Below are 22,827 nucleotides of genomic sequence, written 5' to 3' on the forward strand. Positions count from 1 at the left end.
GGATCACGTGCTCGACGCCCGCCTGTCCGTCCAGGCCGAGACCGTAGACGTAGGGGCGGCCCAGCAGCACCGCCCGCGCGCCGAGTGCGAGCGCCTTGAAGACGTCGTCGCCGGTGCGGACGCCGCTGTCGAACAGCACGGTGAGCCGGTCGCCGGCCGCCTCCACCACGCCCGGCAGCGCGTCGGCCGCCGCGATCGAGCCGGCCACCTGGCGCCCGCCGTGGTTGGACACCACCACGCCGTCCATCCCGGCGTCGGCGGCGAGCCGGGCGTCGTCCGGGTGCAGGACGCCCTTGAGGACGATCGGGCCGTCCCAGTTCTCCCGCAGGAACGCGAGGTCCGGCCACGTCTTGCCCGGGTCGGAGAACATGCCGACGAAGTGCATCACCGCCGCGTTCGGATCCTCGTGCACCGGCTTCGCCAGACCCGCCTGGAACGCCGGGTCAGAGAAGTAATTCGCGGTGCCCACACCGTGCAGGAACGGCAGGTACGCCTGGTCCAGGTCGCGCGGGCGCCACGAGAGCAGCGGGGTGTCCAGCGTGACGAACAGGGCCGTGAACCCGGCCGCCCTCGCCCGGTCCAGGAAGCTGCGGGCCACCTCGCGGTCCTTCGGCCAGTACAGCTGGAACCAGCGCTCCGCGTCGCCCATCGCCTCGGCGACCTGCTCCATCGGCGTGCTGGACGCCGAGGACAGGACGAACGGCACGCCCTGCGCGGCGGCGGCGCGGGCGGCGGCGGACTCCGCGTCCGGGTGCATGATCGACAGGACGCCGACCGGCGCCAGGGCCAGCGGGGCGGGCAGGGAGCGGCCCAGCACCTCTACCGAGAGGTCGCGCTCGTGCACGTCCCGCAGCATCCGCGGCACTATGCGGCGCCGCTCAAGGGCCCGCCGGTTGGCGCGGGCCGTGGAGCCGTCGCCCGCGCTCCCCGCGACGTACCCGACGGGGCCGGGGCCGAGGCGCCGCTCGGTCAGCTCCTCCAGCCGGGTCAGGTCGGTGGGCAGCCGCGGCACCGCGCCCGTCATGCCGTTCAGGTAGATCTCGTACTGGAAGTCCGCCCAGTGCTTCGCCATCCGTACGTCCCGCCCTCTCGTCGTCGAGCTCGCGCGCCGCGAGCACCATACTCGCCGGTACGTCGCGGGGAAGCGGGGGAGCGGGGGTGCGGGTGGGCGCGGGGGAGCCCGGGTGGGGTGGTGTTTCGGCGGTCGCGGGTGCGTCGTGGCTGATCGCGCAGTTCCCCGCGCCCCTTCGAGGCGGTGCCCCCGGGGGTGTTTCCGGCCTATTGGCGAACGCGTGGATCACGCCATCCGGCCAGATCTCATGATCAAGAACCGCCCCGTTCCGGACTTGGAACGTTCTAATTCCGTGACTTCCCGCCACTGATTCAATACGCAAGGTTACTGAAATCCACGGGGTCGATGTGTGTTGCGGCGGCGGACTCGGCAGACTCGCGCTCGCCGTCCCGGCACCGACCGGGCCGGGACGGCACCACCCTCGAACCGAGCGGAAGGATGCACACAATGCGGAACACCGCGCGCTGGGCAGCGACTCTGGGCCTGACGGCCACCGCCGTCTGCGGGCCCCTCGCGGGAGCCTCCCTCGCCTCCCCGGCCACCGCCCCCGCGTCGCTCTACGCCCCCTCGGCCCTCGTGCTGACCGTGGGGCACGGAGAGAGCGCTGCCACCGTCGCGCCACTGCGCGCCGTCACCCTGACCTGTACGCCGAGAGCCTCCGGCACCCACCCGGACGCCGTCTCGGCCTGCGCGGAACTGCGCGGCGCGGGCGGCGACCTCGACGCCCTGGCGGGCGACACCGGTGTGCTGTGCACCCGGGAGTACGCCCCCGTCGTCGTCACCGTCGAGGGGGTCTGGCAGGGCCGGCGCGTCTCCTACGAGCGCGCCTTCGCCAACGAGTGCGTGAAGAACGCGGGCAGTACGAGCGTCTTCGCGTTCTGAGAGACCGGGACCGCGCGGCCCGCGCGACGTGACCGGCAGCTCGTCGCTGGGGAGTGCGAGCGCCGCCGCGTGGACGGGACGGTCCCGCACCGGGGACGGCGGACGGAGTGGGGCCGTCCGCCGTTCCCCGGTATCGAGGACCGGGGTTCAGCCCCCGGCGGGCGGTCCGTCGCCCGGCCCGGACGACCGGGCCCGGTGGCTGGTGTCGCACCAGGGGTAGCGCCGGCTGCGGCGGCACGTGCACAGGGCGACCCGGAAGCGGTCGGAGGACACCGTCGTCCCGTCCTCCAGCTCGATCTCCACGGGGCCCTCCACGAGCATCGGCCCCCGGCGCTGCACGGTGATCCGGCGTGGCCGGTCAGATGGGGAGTTCGGCACGGACGACCACCAGCTCTTCCTCGTTGTCGGCCAGGGACAGCAGGCCCCGCTGCCGCAGCCAGTGCTCCCGGCCGCGCACCACGGGCCCGAACGCGATCCGCCGGCGCCTGATCACCGCGGCCTTCAGACCGGCGGTCCGCAGATGTCCGACGGTCCGCTCGGGGTCGCTGAGCGCGGACTGCACGAGCAGCAGCACCCCGCCGGGTCGCAGCAGGGCGGGCACCTCCCGGCAGATCCGGTCCAGCACCAGCCGGCCGTCGTGCCCCGCGTCCCAGGCCCGGGCCGCACCGCGCGGCCGGTGGCCGCCGCCCGGCGCCGGAACGTACGGCGGATTGGCGAGGACGAGGTCGAACGACTCACCCCGTACCGGAGTGAAGAGGTTGCCGCGCAGAGCCCGGACGCGTACGCCGGCCCGCGCCGCGTTCAGCCGGGCGGCCCACACGGCCCGCCGCGACACGTCCACCGCCGTGACCCGCGTGCCCCGCCGGGCCGCGGCCAGGGCCAGGGCGCCCGAGCCGGTCCCCACGTCGAGCACGGCCGCGCCCGGTGGCAGCGACTCGTCGGACAGGGCCCCGGCCAGCAGGGCGGTGTCCTCCTGAGGGGCGTAGACGCCCGGTAGCACCGTGAAATTCACGGACCCCGCGTACCCCCGCAGTCACGAAATATGGGAGGTTTCGGAAGGCTCCCGTGACGCGCCCGGCAGGGGAGTGCGCAGGGAGGAACGGCCGGCCCGCCAGTCGGCGAGCAGCCGGTCGGCGAAGCGGTCCTCCAGGTGTCCCGTGGCGTCGATGCCGAAGACGACGTCCGCCGCCAGCTGCGGTTCCAGCTCCAGCAGGCCGTCGATCACCTCGTGCCGGACGATCTGCTCGTGCACCGCGTCGGCCTCGACGTGCTCGTCGTAGAAGTGCTCGGCGGCGGGCCCCGCACCGGTACGGCGCATGGCCTCGGCGAGCCGCCGGGAGCCGGGCGACGAGGTGATCTCGACGGCCGCGAAGTGACCGACCAGAGCGCCGCGCAGCGCCCGGTGCAGGCCGAACAGGGACATCATGTTCACCGTGGCCAGGCACTCGGCCGAGGCCGCGTCCAGATGACGCCCGTACGTCGTGTCCAGCTCCAGGTCCGCCATCAGGTCGGCGAACAGCCGGGCGTGCACCCGGTCGGCACGGCCGCCGCCGTACTCGTCGAACTCGACCGCCGCCATCGCCGCCTTCGCGCGGCCCCACAGCCGGGGCAGCACCCAGGCGTGCGGGTCGGCCTCCTTGAGGTGGTACAGGGAACGCTGGGCCGCGTACTCCCGCAGATGCGACAGCTCGCCCTCGTCCCGCAGGAAGTGGCTGACGCCCTTGCCGTCGACGGGCTCGACCAGCAGCGCCCCGACCGCGTCCGCCACGCTGTCGTGGACCGGCGTGTCGGCGCGCAGCGCGGACAGGAAGCGGTCCTCCAGCGCCGCACGGGTGCGCAGCAGGCCGGGGTCCCACTCCAGGGCGGGGGACACGCCGGCGAAACCGCGGTAGTGCAGCTCGTAGCACTGGTAAAGGGCCAGCTGGAGGTCGTCGCCGTACGGTGACGCGGCGGCGGCCTCCTCGGGGCCGGGCAGCGGGCCGGTGCCGAGCAGATACGCGCCGACGGCCGCGGAGAGCGGTCCCCGGGCCGTCGGCAGCTGTGGTTCTTCGCGGACGATCTCCATGCGTCGCGGGTACCCGTCGGGCGCCGTCGCATCCGCGGCGCGCGGGCCCCGCGACGCCGGATCACTCCTTGCCGGACTCCTCCTGCGCCTCGGTGTTCGGCGAGGTGGCGTCACCCGCCTCGCCCCGGTGCCGTCGCTCCTCCGCGGACTCCGGGTCCCGGGTCTCGGCCTCCTCGATCTCGCGCATGACCTCCTCGATGGCCGTCTCGGGCTTCTGGTGGCCGCGGTCGCCGTCGTGGGACACGTGGGGCTCCTCTTCTCGTTCGGTGCGGTCTTTTTGTTGGGTGCGGTCTCGTCGCCGGTCCCTGCCGGGACCGTGCCGGGTCAGTTCGCCGCGGACGCGATGCGCAGCGGCACCGGGTCGGGGACGGCGGGCTCGTCGTTGCGGCGGACGATCTCCGCCCACCAGGACGGCCCGTCCTCGATGTGGCGCAGCAGGACGCCCTCGCGGATCGCCCACGGGCAGAGCGTCACCGACTCGAGGCCGGTCAGCTTCATCGCGGTGTGCCCGACCACCGCGCCCGCCAGGCTCTGCGCGGAGCGCGGCGCGGAGATGCCGGGCAGCCGGGCCCGCTCGGCGGCGGACAGCACGGACAGCCGGCCGGCCGCCCGCTTGAGGTCCGCGCAGCTCATGCCCCGTTCCACGAAGGGCCCGTGGCGGCCGGGCAGGGCCCCGCACAGCCGGCCGAGCTGCTGGAACGTGCGCGAGGTCGCCACCGCCGTGCGCGGCCCCTCCCAGCGGATCCGCGCCGCGACGTCCCGCAGCTGGTGGCGGACCCTGCGGCGCAGCGCCCGCAGCTGCTCCGGGTGCGGCGCGTCGTGGCCGCCCGCGAGGAACTCGTGGGTCAGGCGCCCGGCGCCCAGCGGCAGCGAGGCCACGAAGTCGGGCAGCCGGCCACGGCCGAAGGCGACCTCCAGGGAGCCGCCGCCGATGTCCAGCAGGGCGAGCGGTCCCGACCGCCAGCCCATCCAGCGCCGGGCCCCGAGGAACGTCAGCTCGGCCTCCACCTCGCCGGGCAGCGTGCACAGACCGACGCCGGTGCGGGCCCGGACGGCGCGCAGCACCTCCTCGCGGTTCGGCGCGGCACGCACCACGGCGGTCGCGAAGGCCAGCGGCCCGGCCGCGCCCCACCGGGCGGCGGTCCGGCTCGCCTCGGCGACCGCCGTGATCAGCCGCTCCACGCACTCCTCGGGCACCGGGGCACCGGGCGGGACCTGCTCCGACAGCCGCAGGCGCCACTTCGCCGTGTGGACCGGCAGCGGAACACCGTCCTCCGCGTCCGCCACCACGAGCCGGACCGTGTTCGACCCGACATCCACCACACTGATTCGCATGCAGGCGCTGGTACCCACTTATGCGCCGGTCCAACGGCGCGCGGCGGACGGCCGGCCCGCGTCTCAGGCCAGCTGCCGCCGCACCAGCTCGTGCAGCCGGCCGCCCGTGTCCGCCAGCAGCTCGGCCGGCGGGCCCTGCTGGGCGACCTTGCCGTCCTCCATCACGATCACACGGTCGGCGTCCAGCACCGTGGTCAGCCGGTGCGCGATCACGATCCGGGTGGCGTTGAGCGCCTTGGTCGACTCGATCACCGTGCGCTGCGTCTCGTTGTCCAGGGCGCTGGTCGCCTCGTCGAAGAAGAGGACGCGCGGCCGGCGGATCAGCGCCTGCGCGATCATCAGCCGCTGCCGCTGGCCCCCGGAGACCGCCCCGCTGCCCGACACGATGGTGTGCAGGCCCATCGGCATCCGCTTGATGTCCTCGGCCAGCCCCGCCATCTCGGCCGCCGCCATCGCCTCCTCCGGCGTGTACGGCTCGGTGCCGCAGATGACGTCCAGGATCGAACCGGTGAACGGCTGCGCGTGCTGGAGCACCACCCCGCACTGGCGGCGTACGGCGGACGGGTCGAGTGCGGCCAGGTCCTGACCGTCGTACAGGACGCTGCCCGACAGCGGACGGTCGAAGCCGATGAGCAGCCTCAGCAGGGTCGACTTGCCGCAGCCGCTGGGGCCGACGACCGCCACGAACTCGCCCGGCCGCACCGCGAACGACACGTCGTCGAGGACCAGCGGACCGTCGTCGGTGTACCGGAACGCCAGCCGCCGCGCCTCGATCGCCCCGGACAGCGGGCCCGGCCGGGTGCTCGCGGCGCGCACCTCGGGCGCCGCCTCCAGCACCGGCTTGATCTCCTCGAACAGCGGCAGCGCCGCCACCGCCGACACGAAGGCACCGGTCAGCTGGGTGACCGACGTCAGCAGCATCGTCACCGAGGTGTTGAAGGTGAGGAACGCCGCCGCCGACATCGAACCGCGGGCCGGGCCGGCCAGCAGCATGAACATCAGCAGCGTGCACAGCGGCAGGTACACCGCGCCGAGCACCGCGTTGAGGTTCTTGACGCGTCCGGCCCGCTGCTGGAGCTCGCGGCTGCGCGCGAACTGCGCCGCCCAGGCCGCGTAGGCGTAGTTCTCGGCCGCCGCCACGCGCAGCTTGGGCAGTCCGCGCAGGGTCTGGAAGGCCTGGTTGTTCAGCTTGTTGGTGAGCCGCACCAGCCGCCGTTGCCAGCGCACCTGCCACAGCCCGAGCCCCAGGAACACAGCGGCGACGACCACCAGCATGCCGATCGCCGCGAGCGCCATCGGCACGCTGTACCAGAGCAGCAGCCCCAGGTTCATCGCGCCGACGGTCACCGACTGGGCCACCGTCGGCCCGACCCCGGCCAGCAGCCTGCGGATCGCGCTGATGCCCATGGCCGCGCTCGCCAGCTCACCCGTGGAGCGCTCGGTGAAGAACCGGGTCGGCAGCCGCAGCAGCCGGTCCCACACGGCCGGCTGGAGGCTCGCCTCGATACGGCCCTCCAGCCGCAGGATCGTCAGATTCTGCAACAGCGTGAACGCCGCCGCGACGACACTGCTCAGCATCACCGCGAGACACACCTGCACGATCAGCCCGGTCTGCGCCTTCGGCACGAACTCGCCGAGCACCTTGCCGGTCGCCACCGGCACCAGCGCGCCGATCGCCACCCCACGGACACCCCGGCCCGCATGCTCTTCCAGAGCTCGCCCTCACCGGACCACGAGCGCTACTTCGAGGAGATCGTCGAGATCTTCGCCGCCGGCCGGACGGTGGACTCCGAGGCCGTGGAGCGGATGCGCAAGCGCTACGACGTCCAGCAGATCACCCCGCTCCGCTTCACCCCGCCCGCCCCGGCCCCGGCCGGGCGGACCGCGGCATGACCAGTGACGACCCGACAAGAGACCCAGAGCTGAGGGGCGACCTCCGATGACCGTGACGACCACGGACAGCATTCCGCTCGTGCACGCGAGCCTCGGCGACCAGGAACTCGCCGCCGTAGCCGAGGTGTTCGCCTCGGGCTGGCCGGCCGGCCAGGGCCCGAGAGGCAAGGCGCTCGAAGCTCAGCTCAAGGAGCGCTACGGCGTCGGTGACGCGGTCACGCTGAGCAACTGCGGTGCGGCGCTCCACCTCGCCATGCTCGCGCTCGGCGTCGAGCCCGGCGACGAGGTGATCGTCGCCGACTACACCTTCCCCGCCCCGGCCCACGCCGTGCGCTACGTCGGCGCGACCCCCGTCTTCGCCGACGTGCGGCCCGACACCGGCACCGTCGACCCGCAGGCGGTGGCGGACCTGATCGGCCCGCGCACCGTGGGCGTGATCGCGGTGGACACCGTCGGACTGCCCGCCGACTACACCGAACTGATGGCCGTCGCCGACCGCCACGGCCTGTTCGTCGTCGAGGACGCCGCCTGCGCGGTCGGCGCCACCTACCAGGGACGGCCGGCCGGCGCGCTGGCGCCGGTGGCCTGCCTGTCCTTCCACGGCCGCAAGGGCGCCAGCAGCGGCGAGGGCGGCGCACTGCTCGCCGCCGACCCGGTCATCGGCGCGGACGCCCGGCTGCGCTCGTCGTTCGGCATCGGCAGCATCTACGACCAGGCACAGGTGGTCGGCCTGCCGATCCCCTCCTTCACCGACATCGGCTACAACTACAAGCTCTCCGACATCGCCGCCGCCATCCTCCAGGTGCAGCTGGCCCGCGTCGACGAACTCCTGGAACGCCGCGACCGCGTCGCGGCCTCGTACACGGAACTCCTCGCCGACGAGGAACTGCTCACGGTGCCGCACGTGCCCGCGGACCGCACCCACGCCTGGCAGTCCTACCTCGTGACCCTCGACCCGCGCGTCGACCGCTCCGGGCTCGCCGCCGCGCTGCGCGCCCAGGGCATCGGCTGCGGCCACGGCACCTGGGCCAGCCATCTCCAGCCGGTGTACGACGCCGCGCAGCGCTGCCCGGTCTCGGCGGACCTCTTCCAGCGCAACCTGGCCGTCCCCATGCACGCCGAACTCCGCCCGGAGCAGGTCGAACGCGTCGTGGACGTGCTGCGGGCCGAGCTGAAGAACAACCTGCGCCCCAGCTGACCGGGACGCCGCCCGCCCGTCCCCGTGTTCACATCGAGGAGAGTCCGTGCTTGTCGTCTGTCTTGTCGGAGCGGGGCCGCGCGGTCTGTCGGTCCTGGAGCGGCTGTGCGCCAACGAGCGCAAGTCCCCCGCGCACCGGGCGGTCACGGTGCACGTCGTGGAGCCGTGCGCGCCGGGTCCGGGAAAGGTGTGGCGCACCGGTCAGTCGCGGCGGCTGCTGATGAACACCGTCGCCTCGCAGGTCACCGTGTTCACCGACCACACGGTGCGGATGGACGGCCCGGTGGAGGAGGGCCCGAGCCTGTACGCGTGGGCCGCGGACCTCGCCCTGCGGTCGGCCGACCCGCGCGTGCGCGCCCGCTTCCCGTCCTGGGTGCCGGCCGAGGCGGGCCGGCTGGGCCCGGACGACTACCCCACCCGCGCCTTCTACGGTGCGTATCTGGAGGACGCCTACCGTTCGGTGCGGGAGGCGGCGCCCGCGCACGTCACCGTCGTCGAGCACCGCACCGCCGCGGTGGCGCTCCACGAGGAGGCCCGGCCGGGCGGCCCGCAGTCCCTGCTGCTGGCCGACGGCACCCGGCTGACCGGCCTGGACGCCGTGGTCCTCGGCCAGGGACACGTCCCGGCCCGCCCCACGCCCGGCCAGCGGGCCCTGGCGGCGGCCGCCGAGCGGCACGGCCTGGCCTACTTCGCCCCCGCCAACCCGGCCGACCTGGACCTCTCCGGCGTCGCGCCCGGTGAGACGGTCTTCGTCCGCGGCCTCGGGCTGAACTTCTTCGACGTGGTCGCCCTGCTCACCGAGGACCGCGGCGGCACCTTCGTCCGCGACGGCGACGGCCGTACGCGCTACCGGCCCTCGGGCCGCGAGCCCCGCATCGTCGCGGGCTCCCGGCGCGGCGTGCCGTACCACGCGCGCGGCGAGAACCAGAAGGGCCCCCACGGCCGCCACGAGCCGCGGCTGCTGACCCTGCGCGCCGTCGACCGGCTGCGCGCCGGGGCCGGCGAGCGGCTGGACTTCCGCACCGACCTGTGGCCGCTGATCGCCAAGGAGGTGGAGAGCGTCTACTACGGCGCGCTGCTGTCCGCGCGCGGCCGGCGGCACGAACGCGAGCCGTTCGTCCGGGAGTTCCTGGCGGCGCCCGGCCGGGACGCGGAGGCCCGGCTGCTCGACGCGGCGGGGATCGCGCCGGACGAGCGCTGGGACTGGGACCGGCTGGCACGCCCCTGGCACGGCCGGGACCTGCCCGACCGGGCCGCCCACCGGGCCTGGCTCCTGGACCACCTGGCCGGCGACGTGCGCGAGGCGAGGGCGGGCAACGTACGGGGCCCGCTGAAGGCCGCGCTGGACGTACTGCGCGACCTGCGCAACGAGATACGGTCCGCGGTCGACCACGGCCGACTGGACGGCGACTCGTACCGCGACGACCTCCAGGGCTGGTACACCCCGCTGAACGCCTTCCTGTCCATCGGCCCACCGGTCTCCCGCACGGAGGAACTGATCGCACTGATAGAGGCCGGCGTGGTGGAGATCCTGGGCCCCGGAGTACGGGTGACCGCCCCGGGCTCCGACGACTCCCCCTCCGGTCAACCCGGCTCCCCCCGGGCGGCGTTCACCGTCGTGTCCGACGTGGTCCCGGGGCCGCCGGTGCGGGCGACCGTGCTCATCGAGGCGCGGCTGCCCGAGCCGGATCTCGACCGCACCGCGGACCCGCTGCTGCGCGGGCTGCTGGAGAGCGGAGAGGCCGCGCCGTTCCGGATCGGCGGCGCGCGCGGCACCGGTTTCCGGACGCCGGGGCTGGCCGTCACCGAGCGGCCGGGACGGGTCGTCGACGCGGCGGGGCGGGCCCATCCGCGCCGGTTCGCGCTAGGCGTGCCCACCGAGGGCGTGCACTGGGTGACCGCCGCCGGGATCCGTCCCGGCAGCGACTCCGCGACCCTCGGCGACACGGACGCCGTAGCCCGCGCCGTACTCGCCCTGGAGCCGGCACGGGCCGCGGCACAGCCCGCCGAGGTCCCGGAGGTGACCCCATGACCGGCACCACGACCACGTCCGACCGGGACCCCGGGCCGGACTGCGGGCTGCTGTCCCCGGTCCGAGCCGGTACGCCCGCCGAGGCGGCCACCTCCGACACGGCCTGGCTCCAGGCCATGCTCGACGCCGAGGCCGCCCTGGCCCGCGCGCAGGCCGTGGTCGGCACCGTGCCCCCCGAGGCGGCGGCGGCCATCACCCGCGCCGCCCGCGCGGAACGGCTAGACCTCCGCGCCCTCGCCCTGGCCGCGCGGGAGACCGCCAACCCGGTGGTCGGCCTGGTCCGCGCCCTCACCCGGGCGGTCGCCGAGGAGTCACCGGACGCCGCCGCGTACGTGCACCACGGCTCGACCAGCCAGGACATCTTCGACACCGGCGCCATGCTGGTCGCCACCCGGGTGCTCCGCCTCGTCCACGCCGACCTGGAACGCGCCGCGGCGGCGCTGGCCGTGCTCGCGGCCCGGCACCGCGACACCGCCATGGCCGGCCGTACGCTCGCCCTGCACGCCGTGCCCACCACCTTCGGCCTGAAGGCGACCGGCTGGCGCCGCCTCCTGCTGGACGCCCGGGACCGGGTGGCCGCCCTCCTCGACGGCGGCCTGCCGATCTCGCTCGGCGGGGCCGCCGGGACCCTGGCGGGCTATCTGGAGACGGTCCCGCACGGGCGTGGCGACCACGCCGGCCGGCTGCTGGACGCGTTCGCCGTCGAGACCGGACTCGCCCGCCCGCCGCTGCCGTGGCACGCGCTGCGCACCCCGGTCGCGGACCTCGCCGCCGTGCTGGCGCTCACCACCGGCGCCCTCGGCAAGATCGCCGTGGACGTCCAGTCGCTGGCCAGGACCGAGGTCGGCGAGGTCGCCGAACCCGCGGTGGAGGGACGCGGCGCGTCCTCCGCGATGCCCCACAAACGCAACCCCGTCCTGACCACCCTGCTGCGCAGCGCGGCGCTCCAGGTGCCGGTGCTCGCGGCCGGCCTGACGCAGTGTCTGGTCTGCGAGGACGAGCGGTCGGCCGGGGTGTGGCACGCCGAGTGGCAGCTGCTGCGCGAGTGCCTGCGGCTGGCCGGCGGCGCCGCGCACACGGCCGTGGAGCTGGCCGAGGGGCTGGACGTCCGGCCCGGGCGGATGCGGGCGAACCTGGACCTGACCGGCAGCCGGATCGTGTCCGAGCGGATCTGTGCCGCGCTGGCCCCGACGCTCGGCAAGGCCCGCGCCCGGGACCTGCTGACCCGCGCCTCCGCCGACGCCGACCGCACCGGCCGCACGCTCGCCGACCTCCTGGCCGGACTCCCCGAGGTGACGGCCCACCTGACGGCCGAGCGGATCTCGGCGCTGCTGGACCCCGAGCAGTACACCGGCGCCGCCGGCCCGCTGGTCGACGCGGAACTCGGCCCCCGATGACAGAAGAAACAGACTCCGGACAGAGAAACGTCCCGACTTTCCGAGAGGCAGACGCCGAAATGGCCATCCTTTGCAAGCCCGCGGTACGCGTACCGGAATACGTCATCACCATGGAGCAGACCCTGGATTTCGCCAGGAAAGCCCACGCGGGAAAGCCGCAGCTCCCGCTCGCGCTGAGGCTGATAGAGAACACCGGCGTGCAGAAAAGGCACCTCGTGCAGCCGATAGAGAAGACCCTGGACCACCCGGGCTTCGAAGAACGCAACCGCATCTACGAGACGGAATCCAAGAAGCGCTGCCCCGAGGCCGTCGAAGAGGCCCTGGCGAACGCCATGCTGCGGGCCGAGGACATCGACGCGATCATCTACGTGTCCTGCACCGGATTCATGATGCCCTCGCTCACCGCATGGCTGATCAACACCATGGGGTTCCGCTACGACACCCGGCAGCTGCCCATCGCCCAACTGGGCTGCGCCGCGGGCGGGGCGGCCATCAACCGCGCCCACGACTTCTGCGCGGCCCACCCCGACACCAACGTACTGATCGTCTCCTGCGAGCTGTGCTCCCTGTGCTACCAGCCCGACGCCGACGACATCGGCTCGCTGCTGTCCGACGGACTGTTCGGCGACGCCGTCGCGGCGGCCGTGGTGCGCGGCCGCGGCGGCCCCGGCGTGACCGGCGTCCAACTGCGGCGCAACGCCTCGTACCTCATCCCGAACACCGAGGACTGGATCTCCTACGCCGTCCGCGACACCGGCTTCCACTTCCAGCTCGACCGCCGGGTGCCCGGCACCATGGAGCCGCTCGCCCCGGTGCTGCGCGACCTCGCCGCGACCCACGGCTGGGACGCCGCGGACCTCGACTTCTACGTCATCCACGCCGGCGGCCCCCGGATCCTGGACGACCTCGCCAAGTACCTCGGCGTCGACCGCACGGTCTTCCGGCACAGCTGGGGGACGCTGACCGAGTACGGGAACATCGCCAGCGCCGTGGTGCTGGACGCGCTGCGCAGACGGTTCGAGGAGGGGCCGCTGCCCGCCGACGCCACCGGCGTCATCGCCGGGTTCGGCCCCGGCATCACCGCCGAGATGGCCCTGGGCACCTGGGTCGACGGCACCGTCCGACACCACCTGGAGCACCCGGCCGCCGTGGCCGCGCCGCGCCCGTACGCAGGGAGTATCTGATGAGCACCACCGGCATCGACAGCACCGTCGCAACCGAGGCGACCGAAGACACCGACGGCACCGGGGCCACACAGACCGGGCCCACGTCCGACCGGATCCTGCGGATGATCAACGGCTACTGGGCCACCGGCATCCTGGGCACGGCGGCGACCTACGACCTGTTCACGCACCTGGAGAACGGCGCCGGCACACCGGCGGAGCTCGCCGAGCGGGCCGGCATGGCCGTGCGCGGCGCGCAGGCGCTCCTGGACGGTCTGGTCGCCCTCGACCTCGTCGAGGTGGCGGGGGGCCGCTACCGCAACTCCCCGGAGGCGGCCGCCTTCCTGGTGGCGGGCCGGCCCGTCTCGCTCGCCGGGTTCGCCCGCCTCAAGATGGGCCACCTGGGCTCGCTGGCCGCCCTGCCCGACGTCGTCCGCGCCGGCGGGCCGGTGACGGACGCCGTGGTGGAGGTCGCCGACAACCCGCACTGGGAGAACCTCGTCCAGGCCATCGCCGCCCAGTCCGTGCCCGTCGCGCACATCGCCGCCGACGCGCTCGGCCTGGCCGGCGCCGGGAAGGTCTCCATCCTCGACATCGGCGGCGGCTCGGGCGTGTGCTCCGCCGTCTGGCTCGGACTCAACCCCGACGCCCGCGCCACCCAGGTCGACTGGGCGCCGATCAACGCCATCGCCCGGCGGCTGCTGGCCGACCAGGGCGTGGGCGACCGGGTCGACCACGTCGACGGCGACTTCCACACCGTCGACTTCGGCGACGCGGAGCACGACGTCGTCATGTACTCCAACATCGCCCACCAGGAAGGGCCAGAGGCCAACCAGGCGGTCTTCGCCCGGATCCGCAGGGCGCTGCGGCCCGGCGGCACGCTCGTCGTCTCCGACTACATCACCGACGACGACCGCAGCGGCCCGCCGTTCGCCCTGACCTTCGCCGGGGAGATGCTCCTCAAGAGCCGGCAGGGCTCCACCTGGCGGCGCCGCGACTACCACGCGTGGCTCACCGCCGCCGGGTTCGAGGACATCCGCTTCCTGGACACGCCGTCGCCGACCACCCTCGTCCTCGCCCGCTGACCCGCCCGCCCCGGTCCCGGCCACCCCACTCGGCCGGGGCCGGCCCCGTCACGGCAGCGGCGGACGGACGGCGAAGCCCCCGGCGCGCCGGCCCGTGCGGGGACCGCCGCGCCGGGGGCTTCGCCGGCGACACATGACGAGTGCTACGAACGCTCCAACTCCGGTGCCTGGCGCAGTATCTCCAGTTCGAGATGCTGGAGGGCGGGGCTCGGCGAGATACCCAGGTCCTCCACCATCCGCTGCTGGTGGGCCCGCAGCACCGACAGCGCGTCCGCCTGCCGGCCCGCCCGGTACAGCGCGAGGCTCAGCAGTTCGCAGCCGTACTCGCGCAGCGGATGGGCCTGGGTGAAGGCCACCAGTTCGGGCACCGCCATCTCGTGGTTGCCCACCGCGATCAGGGTGGCGCAGCGGCCCTCGACCACCGACAGCCGCAGCTCCTCCAGGCGTACGGCCTCGGGCGCGACATGCGGGGCCGCGGCCACCTCGGCGTACGCCTCCCCGCGCCACAGGGCCAGGCCCGCCTCGAACGCGTACAGCGCCCGCTGCGGATCCCCCCGGTCCAGCGCCTGCCAGCCGGCGGTGGCGTTCTCCCAGAAGCGGTGCGCGTCGACCTCGACGGCCCGGCTGTTCAGCAGATAGCCCCGCCCGCGGGTGCACAGCACCGTCGACGGGGTGCGCGGCGCCCGGTGCGGCTCCAGGGCGCGGCGCAGGTTGGCGATGTAGGCGTGCAGCGAGGTGATCGCCGACTGCGGCGGCCGGCCGTCCCACAGCGCCTCCACCAGGGCGTCGACCGAGACCGGCTGGCCCACCTGGCTGACCAGCAGCACGAGCGCCGCACGCTGCTTGGGCGCCCCGAGGTCCACCCACCGGCCGCCGACGGCCGCCTCCACCGGGCCGAGGACGCGGAACTCCACCCCCGTGCCCGGCGCGGCACGGCGCGGGGGGCCGGACGCCTCCGGGCCGCCGTGTCCGGTGGTGTCCGGGACACGGACGTCGGGGCGTCGCGGGGGCGCCGTGTCGAGGTCCAGCGCCTTGCTGACGTACTGCTTGAGTGTCTCGTTGGCCCGCTTCAACTCGCGGACCTCGCGCTCGAGTTCCGCTATGCGCTGTGCTCCCGTGCCGTCCGCCCCGCCGACGCCGCCGCGCTGTCCGACGGCCACCGGGACGGCGGTCACGGTGCCGCGGCGGATTCCCCTGTCCAACGTCTCTGCACTCATCGTGTCAGCCCCGTTACGTGTGTGTCCGCGCATGCCCCGGACGGTGCATGCGGTCGCCCACTGCCAAGTCCATGCGAGCGGCCCGGTCCGCTCCCCGCGGTTCCCGGGCCGGCCCTCCCGCGCACGGGCCGGGCGGCGCCGGGCCCGTGCGCGGGGGTGGTTCACCTGACGCTGTACGCGGGCACCTGATCGGGCTCGCCCGCCGGCGCCGCGTCGTCGTCGCGGTGCCGGAACAGCTTGCTGGGCCACCACATCCAGCGGCCCACGTCCAGGGTGAGCGCGGTGACCAGCACCGAGCGCACCACGATGGTGTCGAGCAGCACACCGAACGCCACCGCGAAGCCCAGCTCCACCGCGAAGACCAGCGGCAGCGAGGCCATCGCCGCGAACGTGCCGGCCAGCACCACACCCGCCGAGGTGATCACCCCGCCGGTGGACGACAGGCCGGTCAGCGCGGCGCGCCGGGTGCCGTGCAGCAGCGTGTCCTCGCGGACCCGGGTCACCAGGAAGATGTTGTAGTCGATGCCCAGCGCGACCAGGAACACGAACGCCAGCAGCGGGAACGACGCGTCGGCCCCTGCGAGCCCGAAGACGTGCTCGAACACCAGGCTGCTCACGCCGAGGGCCGCCCCGAACGACAGCAGCACCGTCGCCATCAGCAGCAGCGGCGCGACCACCGCGCGCAGCAGCACGCCCAGGATGAGCAGGACGACCAGCAGCACGATCGGGATGATCACCTTGGAGTCCCGGGCCGCCGCGTTCTCCGTGTCGACCATGATCGCGGTGCTGCCGCCGACCTGCGCGTCCGCTCCCTCGATCCGGTGGACCGCGGTCCGGGCCCGGTCGACGGTGCTCATCGCCGCCTCGCTGCTCGGCTCGTGCTCCAACTGCGCGAGCAGCACCGCCTCGTCGCCCTTGACCACCGGGTCCGCGACGCCGCCGATCCCGTCCACCCCGGCCAGCGCCGACTTGACCTCGCCGGCCGCAGCGGCCTTGGTCACGACGTAGACGGGGTCGCCGGAGCCGGCCGGGAAGTGCTCGGCACGGATCTCCTCACCGACCGCCATCTGCGGCTTGTCGGTGAACTGGTCCTTGTTGGACAGGCCCGACGCGTCGAGCCCGAGCGTGCCGAGCGCCATCGCGCCGAGCACCAGCACGGTGCCCACCCACACCAGCCGCGGCCGGCCCGAGATGGCGGCGCCGACCCGGCTCCAGACGCTCTCCCTCTGCTCCGCCTCGGCGCCGTACACGGGCTTGGACGGCCAGAAGATCCACCGGCCGCAGGCCACCAGCAGCGCCGGCATCAGGGTCGTCATGGCCAGCAGGCCGACCAGGACGCCGATCGCGCAGGCCGGGCCCATGCCCTTGGTGGAGTTGAGGACGGCGAGCATCAGCAGCATCAGGCTGACCGCGACGGTCGCCGCACTGGCCACGATCGCCGGCCCCGAGCGGTACAGGGCCTCCGCCATCGCCTCGTGCCGGTCCTCGTGCCGCGCCAGCTCCTCTCGGTAGCGGGAGATCAGCAGCAGCGCGTAGTCGGTGGCCGCGCCGAAGATCAGCACGACCAGGATGAAGCTCGTCTGCTTGTTGACGACGAGACCGGCGTTGTCGGCCAGCAGATAGATCAGCGCCTCCGCCGCCATCAGCGCCACACCGACGGTGATCAGCGGCAGCATCGGCAGCAGCGGGCTGCGGTAGGTGATCAGCAGGATCGCGACCACGACCAGCGCGGTGATGGTGGTCAGCGCGCCGCCGCCGCCGAACGCCTTGATCGAGTCGGCGCCGTAGCCGGCCGGCCCCGCGACATGGAAGCCGAGACCGTCCGCGTCCTTCTCGCCGACCTCGGCCATCGCGTCGACGACCTTGCCGAGCCCTTCCCAGCCGGACTTGTCCTTGTGGACCTGCACGATGGTCTGGATGGCCTTGCCGTCCTCGGACGCGACCGGACCCTGCGGCGTGCCCATGACGTTCTCGATGCCCTGGAACGCCTCGGCGTCCGCCCGGGCCTTCGCCAGGTCGGCGTCGGTGACCCCGGCGGCCCGGTCGTAGACCACGATCGCGGGCACCGAGTCGGCCGGCATCAGCTTCTGGGCCCGCTCGACGACCGCGGTGGACTCCGCGTTGCCGGGCAGCCAGGCCGAGTTGTCGTTCTCCTCCGCGTCACCGAGCTTCCCGGCCAGCATCAGCGCCGGGACCAGCACGACGGCCCAGAGCGCGATGACGACCCACTTGCCCACCCTTCCGCTGGGCAGGGCGGCCAGTTTTCGCAGCATGTGTGTCTCTCCGTGTTCCGTGGGGGTGAGTGGTGTGTCTCAGGGGGAGGTGGTCGAGGCGGGCAGCGGGCTCAGGGACGCACCGCGCCCGGCGAGCGGCCCCCGCAGTCCGGGCACCCGCGCGCCGGCGTGGCCGAGGGCGAGCAGCACCGGTATGTCGGTGAGCAGCGGGAAGTGGTAGGCGAAGGGGCGCGGGCCGACCATGTCGGGCGGGCCGCCGTAGCTGCCGTCGGCCTTCTGCCGCTCCAGCAGCCAGGTCAGGGCCGCGCCGACGGGCCGCGGGTCGTCCGCGTGGCAGAGCGTGATCAGCCCGTAGGCGGTGCTGATGTCGTCGCTGGGGTCGCCGGGCTGCATGCCCCAGCCGCCGTCGGCGTTCTGCGTCTCGCGCACCGTCCGCTCGATCCGCTCAGCCATCGCGGCGGTGCGCAGATCGTCCGGACCCGCCGTGCAGGCGGCGAGCCGCACCCGGAACAGGCTGTGCAGGCGGCTGCGGCTCCAGCCCGGCTCGAAACCGCCGTCGGCGAGCTGGCTGCCGGCGAGGAACGCCAGCGCCCGTTCGCGCTGCGCCGCGGTGGCCGCGTGTGGGCCCAGCGCGCAGACCGCGGCGGCCGTCATGCACGGCTCGGATGAGGCGCCGCCGACATAGGTCGGGAAGCCGCCGTCCGCGCCCTGCACGGCCAGCAGCGCGGCCACCCCCTCGCGCACCGTCCCGGCGTGCGCGACCGGGTCGACCGCCTGGAGGAACTCCAGCGCGCAGGACGTGTCGTCCACGTCGTTCTGCGCGACCAGCGCCGACATCGACCAGCCGCCGGTCAGCGCCTCGCCCCGGGAGAGCGAGCGCAGCGCTGCCCCGCCCCGCTGCGCGGCGAGCGTCGCCGCCATACGGCGCAGCAGCACCGGGTCGGCGCCCGCCGCGTGCAGGGCGAGACCGCCGGTGGACGTGCACCAGTTGTGCATCTCCAGGACGAACGGGAAACCGCCGTCGGTGCGCTGGTGCCGCACCAGCGTCGTGATGCCCCGGCGCACGGTCTCCTCGTGGCCCGGCGTCCCGGCGAGCGCGTGCAGCACCAGCAGGTGCATCAGCACGTAGCCCTCCCACACCGTGGCGCCGGGGTCGGTGGCCAGCAGGGTGTCGAGGGCGGCCTCGGTGGCCCGGTTCCGTACGCCGAGGGCGCCGGCCAGGATGAGCATGATGGACGCCTGCTGCACGGCCGCCCAGGAGTGCAGCGGGTCGGTGGGGACCTCGCCGCCGCCCGGGAGTTCGGCGTCGGCGGGCAGCGGGCAGCCCAGCACCGACAGCACCGCGTACACCATCAGCCGGCGGCGGGTGGAGATGAAGCCGGGCGCGGCGCCCAGGACGCCCGACGCCAGCGTGGCGACGAGGGCGCTGTCGGCGTCGGCCGCCCGGCCCGCGGCGGCCGCGACGGCCCGCGAGGCCAGCACTCGGTCGAGCTTGTCCGGCGACTCCAGGTGTCCGCGCAGATAGGCGAGGAGACGGTCCCTGGCGGGGGAGGCCACGCCGGTCCGGGTCATCAGGGCGAGGGCGAGCGCGGACTCCAGCACTCTGCTCTCGCACTGCTCGCGTATCGCGCCGTCGTCGTCGGTCCGGCCGCCGATGTACGCGACCAGCCGGGCCGTGGCCCGGTGCACCTGGTCCGGGGAGATCTCGTCGGGCAACGTCAGCGGGGCCGGACGCACCGGGTCCGCGATCTTCATGGGGTACTCCTGTCTGAGCCGGTCCGAACGGCCGGTCGGCCTGGAGGTGCGGGAGAGGCGCCCGGCCCCGCCGGGGAGCGGTCCCCGTGCGGGGCCGGGCGGCGGATCACTTGACGCCCTGCGCGAACCGGAAGAACCGGTGCGGGTCGTACGTGTGCTTGACCCGGGCCAGCCGGGAGTAGTTCTCGGCGTAGTAGGAGCGCCGCCAGTCGGGCAGGCGCGGGTCGATGAAGTTCTGGTAGGTCTCGCCGTTGGAGTACGGGTCGATCACCGAGAAGCCGTCGTCGACGTACTCCCAGGCGGCGGCCTTCGCCTCGTCCGCGACCGGCGCGGCGGCGTTCGAGGTGAGATAGCTGACCGAGAAGAGGCTGTCGCGGTGGACGTAGGCGGTCGCGTTCCGGGCCACGGTGTTGGCCCGGCCGCCGAGCGCCGAGATCTGCAACTGGCGCATCTGCCCGGCGAACCGCTTGGAGTCGAACGCCTCCAGCGCCTTCGCCCAGCCCTCGCGCGGCATCGTCCGCTCGAACAGCCGGCTGCGCCACGCGCCGAACGCCGGCCGCTGGATCCTCCCGTCGGGGGAGGTGTCGGCGCGGTGGCACTGCTGCGCCGTCAGGTCGGAGCACTGGTACAGCTGCATCAGCACCGACCGGTACGGGGCGGTGAACTTCTGCTGGTACACCGGAGGACGGCCCACCAGCGAGATCAGCCGGGCGATCTCGGCGTCGAAGCCCGCGCCGGTGTCCACCGACCCGAGGAACACCGACGCGGTCGGCACGGTGCCCGGACCCGCGTCGGTGAGCGTGACGTTGACGCCGCTGCCGATCGTCCACGGGGCGTCGGGCAGCCACCGGGTCCAGCCGTCCAGCATGTCCAGGGACTGGTCGAAGGTCCACACGAGGTTGATGGCGGCCACGTCGGTCAGCGGCGAGGGCGTGACGTCGTACGACGTGACGATGCCGAAGTTGCCGCCACCGCCGCCCCGCAGCGCCCAGAACAGGTCGCTGTGACTGCGCGACGAGGCCGTGACGAGGCGCCCGTCGGCGAGGACCACCTGCGCCGACGTCAGCTTGTCGGAGGCGATGCCGACGCTGCGGGTGAACAGGCCCATGCCGCCGCCCTGGAAGAACCCGCCGGCCGCGACGGTGGGGCAGTACCCGCCGGAGATGCCGAGGCCGGCCGGCGCGAGCGTGTCCGCGATGTCGACGAGCTGGGCGCCCGGCCCCATGCGCACCGAACGCTCGCCGCGCACGATGGAGTTGAGCCCGGACACGTCGATGACCAGGCCCTCGGTGGTGGAGTAGCCGCCCGCACTGTGGCCGCCGCTGCGCGCGGCGACGGGTATGCCGTACGCCTCGGCGAAGCGGACGCAGGCGGAGACGTCGGCGGCGGACGCGCAGTAGGCGACCGCCCGCGGGCTGGTGGCGTCGAACTGCACCTGGTACAGCTGCTTGGCCCGCTGGTAGTCGGCGTCCGACGGGAGCACGAGGCGTCCCTGGAGGCGGTCGGCGAGCCGGCTCCACCGGGTGCCGGACGCGTTGCCCCTGGCCTGCGCGGCACCGGCCAGCGCCGTCGAGGCCAGCGCGACACCGCCGGCGCCGGTGAGGAAGGACCGTCTGTTGATCATGCTGCTTCTTCCGTGTTCGTCGGGACGTACGGGCAGGGGCCCGGGCGGGAGTCCAGGCGGGTGACGCGGGCGGTCACGGGGCCCGGTGGCCCAGGACGAGGGCGAGCGCGCCGGTCAGGGCCCCCGCCGGATCCGTCTCGGCGCCGGTGGCGCGCCAGGCCACGTGCTGGTCGGGCCGGACCAGCACGGCACCCGCCCCGTCCGTCCCGCGCAGGTGCTCCCAGACGCCGTCGGCGTCGGTGTACTCCGCGTCCCCGGCGCCGATGCGGACCGCGGTCACGGGGACCGACAGCTTCTCGGCGGCCACCGCGGCGGCCTCGGCCCACGCGGCCCCGTCCGGCCCGGTGATCAGCACGAAGCCGGTGCCGGAGCCGACCAGGTCGTGGGTGGACACGCGCCGGCCGTCCCGCTCGACCCAGGCGTGCGGGAGGAGATGACCCGGGCGGGTCGTGGGCCGGTACTCGTCGCCCAGCGGCGAACGGGCCGGCGGGCGGCTGCCGTCGGGGACGACCGCGCCCTGCTCGTAGGCGAAGCCGGTCTCCACGTCGAGGGCCTGGCACTCGCCGCGGTGCGTCGCGAAGATCTCCGCTGCCCGGGCGCGCTGCGCGGCACCGACCGGGGTCGGCGAGAAGTAGGAGAAGAACACCGGCGCGCGGCGCTCCGGCGGCACGTGCGGGCCGAGACCGACGGCGGCGTTGGTGACCACCTGGAGGTGCCCGGCGGCGGACATCGCCCAGCCCAGGTTGAACTGGCCGACGGGCCGGCGCTCGGCCTCGTAGGTGTCGAGCAGCGCGTCGCCGGCGCGGCCCGAGAGCACCGCGGCGAGCTTCCAGGCGAGGTTGTGCGCGTCCTGGATGCCGCTGTTGAGGCCGAGCCCCACGGCGGGCGGCTGGCGGTGGGCGGCGTCGCCGACGAGGAAGGCCCTGCCGTGCCGGTAGCGCTCGGCGAGCACCGCCTCCACGCTCCAGCTGGTCACCTCGTGCAGGGTCAGTTCGAGGCCGGGCAGCCCGAGCACCTCGCGGATGCGGCCGACGACCGCCTCCTCGTCGGTGCGGTCGATGCCGGCGAGCGGCAGGTGCAGGCCCCACTCCTCGCAGTGCTTGCCCCAGGTCGGGCCCATCTCGATGAGCGCGCTGGACAGGTCGGCGCGGTAGGGGTTGAGGAACCAGGTGATGACCGACCCCTCGGTCCACCACTGCGACAGATCCGCGGAGAAGTACGCCGTGGTGGCGTCGAACAGGGCGGGCAGGCCCTCCATGCGTATGCCGAGCGCGGGGCCCACGGTGCGGCCGGCGTCCGCCGCGACGACGTACTGCGCGACGACCGTGGTGACCTCGCCGGTCTCCGTGGACCGGATCTCGGCGGTGACGCCCTCGCCGGACCCGCCCCCGGCGTTCTCGGTCAGCGAGACCAGCTCGTGGCCGAACCGGACGCCGCCGGGGTTGCGCTCCTCCGCGTGGCGGCGCAGCACCGGTTCGAGGCGCAGCTGCGGCAGCTTGGCCGGCATCACGGGGCCGGCCGCCTCGTACGTCTCGCGCAGCGCGCCGCCGCCGAAGCCGTCCATCTCGTGGATGACGCGCCCGTCCAGCGGGCCGTCGCCAGCGAGCGTGGTCTGCCAGCGGACCTTGCCGAACTGCTCGGGCCCCGCGGCCGGTCCGGCCACGTCGTCCGCCAGGCCGTACTGGCGGAAGATCTCCATGGTGCGCTGGTTGATGTAGTGCGCCTTCGGCAGGCGCGAGGTGTCCGCGCGGCGCTCCACCAGCAGGTGCTCGACGCCGTGGCCGGACAGGAAGACGGACGCGGCCAGGCCGGAACCGCCGCCGCCCACGATCAGTACGGGAACTTCTACGGTGCTCAAGGTTCGTCCTTCCGAAA

At 74.2% G+C, this 22,827-nt stretch carries 17 protein-coding genes and 2 pseudogenes; 7 read left to right on the top strand and 12 right to left on the bottom strand.

Annotated features, from left to right (window positions below; all coding sequences use genetic code 11):
- Window positions 1-1,072: lactate 2-monooxygenase (locus tag GTW67_RS36290; RefSeq protein WP_161168957.1), on the bottom strand; the 1,072-nt coding region annotated here is incomplete at its 3' end.
- A 447-nt stretch (window positions 1,073-1,519) separates the two neighbouring features.
- On the opposite strand from GTW67_RS36290, the gene GTW67_RS36295 reads away from it, so the two are divergent.
- On the top strand, window positions 1,520-1,954 hold the full coding sequence (locus GTW67_RS36295; protein WP_161168958.1) for a protease inhibitor: 435 nt from the start codon (window positions 1,520-1,522) through the stop codon (window positions 1,952-1,954).
- A 147-nt stretch (window positions 1,955-2,101) separates the two neighbouring features.
- Here GTW67_RS36295 and GTW67_RS36300 read toward each other — a convergent pair whose 3' ends face one another.
- From GTW67_RS36300 to GTW67_RS36325, 6 genes and pseudogenes are all read right to left on the bottom strand, one after another.
- Complete coding sequence (locus GTW67_RS36300) at window positions 2,102-2,332, bottom strand: CDGSH iron-sulfur domain-containing protein (RefSeq protein WP_161168959.1); 231 nt, start codon at window positions 2,330-2,332, stop codon at window positions 2,102-2,104.
- The gene (locus GTW67_RS36305) at window positions 2,313-2,966 is read right to left on the bottom strand and encodes a HemK2/MTQ2 family protein methyltransferase (RefSeq protein WP_346010828.1); all 654 of its coding nucleotides are present in this window, start codon (window positions 2,964-2,966) and stop codon (window positions 2,313-2,315) included. Before GTW67_RS36305 ends, GTW67_RS36300 begins: the two co-directional genes overlap by 20 nt.
- Window positions 2,967-2,987: 21 nt before the next feature.
- Window positions 2,988-4,019, bottom strand: a complete 1,032-nt coding sequence (locus GTW67_RS36310) for an iron-containing redox enzyme family protein (RefSeq protein WP_161168960.1) — start codon at window positions 4,017-4,019, stop codon at window positions 2,988-2,990.
- A 61-nt stretch (window positions 4,020-4,080) separates the two neighbouring features.
- The gene (locus GTW67_RS36315) at window positions 4,081-4,263 is read right to left on the bottom strand and encodes a hypothetical protein (protein WP_202438168.1); all 183 of its coding nucleotides are present in this window, start codon (window positions 4,261-4,263) and stop codon (window positions 4,081-4,083) included.
- Window positions 4,264-4,343: 80 nt separating this feature from the next.
- Window positions 4,344-5,354 (bottom strand): Ppx/GppA family phosphatase, encoded by a 1,011-nt coding sequence (locus GTW67_RS36320; RefSeq protein ID WP_161168961.1) that lies wholly within the window; start codon window positions 5,352-5,354, stop codon window positions 4,344-4,346.
- Between the two features lie 63 nt (window positions 5,355-5,417).
- Window positions 5,418-7,046, bottom strand: a pseudogene (locus GTW67_RS36325) (NHLP bacteriocin export ABC transporter permease/ATPase subunit); the annotation flags it as partial.
- Between GTW67_RS36325 and GTW67_RS36330 the strand changes: the two are divergent.
- The 6 genes and pseudogenes from GTW67_RS36330 to GTW67_RS36355 form a co-directional block, all read left to right on the top strand.
- Window positions 7,023-7,247 (top strand): annotated as a pseudogene (locus GTW67_RS36330) (cupin domain-containing protein); the annotation flags it as partial. The pseudogenes GTW67_RS36325 and GTW67_RS36330 overlap by 24 nt on opposite strands.
- A gap of 46 nt (window positions 7,248-7,293) precedes the next feature.
- On the top strand, window positions 7,294-8,445 hold the full coding sequence (locus GTW67_RS36335) for a DegT/DnrJ/EryC1/StrS family aminotransferase (protein ID WP_161168962.1): 1,152 nt from the start codon (window positions 7,294-7,296) through the stop codon (window positions 8,443-8,445).
- 46 nt (window positions 8,446-8,491) lie between these two features.
- On the top strand, window positions 8,492-10,477 hold the full coding sequence (locus GTW67_RS36340) for an FAD/NAD(P)-binding protein (RefSeq protein WP_161168963.1): 1,986 nt from the start codon (window positions 8,492-8,494) through the stop codon (window positions 10,475-10,477).
- Window positions 10,474-11,874 (top strand): nitrosuccinate lyase, encoded by a 1,401-nt coding sequence (locus GTW67_RS36345; protein ID WP_161168964.1) that lies wholly within the window; start codon window positions 10,474-10,476, stop codon window positions 11,872-11,874. Before GTW67_RS36340 ends, GTW67_RS36345 begins: the two co-directional genes overlap by 4 nt.
- 59 nt (window positions 11,875-11,933) lie before the next feature.
- The gene (locus GTW67_RS36350) at window positions 11,934-13,058 is read left to right on the top strand and encodes a type III polyketide synthase (RefSeq protein ID WP_202438163.1); all 1,125 of its coding nucleotides are present in this window, start codon (window positions 11,934-11,936) and stop codon (window positions 13,056-13,058) included.
- The gene (locus GTW67_RS36355; RefSeq protein WP_161168966.1) at window positions 13,058-14,122 is read left to right on the top strand and encodes a methyltransferase; all 1,065 of its coding nucleotides are present in this window, start codon (window positions 13,058-13,060) and stop codon (window positions 14,120-14,122) included. The genes GTW67_RS36350 and GTW67_RS36355 overlap by 1 nt, the downstream gene beginning before the upstream one ends.
- A 143-nt stretch (window positions 14,123-14,265) precedes the next feature.
- Here GTW67_RS36355 and GTW67_RS36360 read toward each other — a convergent pair whose 3' ends face one another.
- The 5 genes from GTW67_RS36360 to GTW67_RS36380 form a co-directional block, all read right to left on the bottom strand.
- Window positions 14,266-15,324 carry an AfsR/SARP family transcriptional regulator gene (locus GTW67_RS36360; RefSeq protein ID WP_237519200.1) on the bottom strand — a complete coding sequence of 353 codons (1,059 nt, stop codon included), beginning with the start codon at window positions 15,322-15,324 and terminating at the stop codon, window positions 14,266-14,268.
- A gap of 176 nt (window positions 15,325-15,500) precedes the next feature.
- Window positions 15,501-17,612, bottom strand: a complete 2,112-nt coding sequence (locus GTW67_RS36365; protein ID WP_161168968.1) for an MMPL family transporter — start codon at window positions 17,610-17,612, stop codon at window positions 15,501-15,503.
- Window positions 17,613-17,651: 39 nt separating this feature from the next.
- Window positions 17,652-19,328, bottom strand: coding sequence for a prenyltransferase/squalene oxidase repeat-containing protein (locus GTW67_RS36370; RefSeq protein ID WP_161168969.1), 1,677 nt, complete (start codon window positions 19,326-19,328; stop codon window positions 17,652-17,654).
- Between the two features lie 106 nt (window positions 19,329-19,434).
- Window positions 19,435-20,952, bottom strand: coding sequence for an FAD-binding oxidoreductase (locus GTW67_RS36375; protein ID WP_161168970.1), 1,518 nt, complete (start codon window positions 20,950-20,952; stop codon window positions 19,435-19,437).
- 73 nt (window positions 20,953-21,025) lie between these two features.
- On the bottom strand, window positions 21,026-22,810 hold the full coding sequence (locus GTW67_RS36380; protein ID WP_161168971.1) for an FAD-dependent monooxygenase: 1,785 nt from the start codon (window positions 22,808-22,810) through the stop codon (window positions 21,026-21,028).
- Window positions 22,811-22,827: the final 17 nt, after the last annotated feature.

Source organism: Streptomyces sp. SID5910 (assembly GCF_009862125.1).
GTDB lineage: Bacteria > Actinomycetota > Actinomycetes > Streptomycetales > Streptomycetaceae > Streptomyces.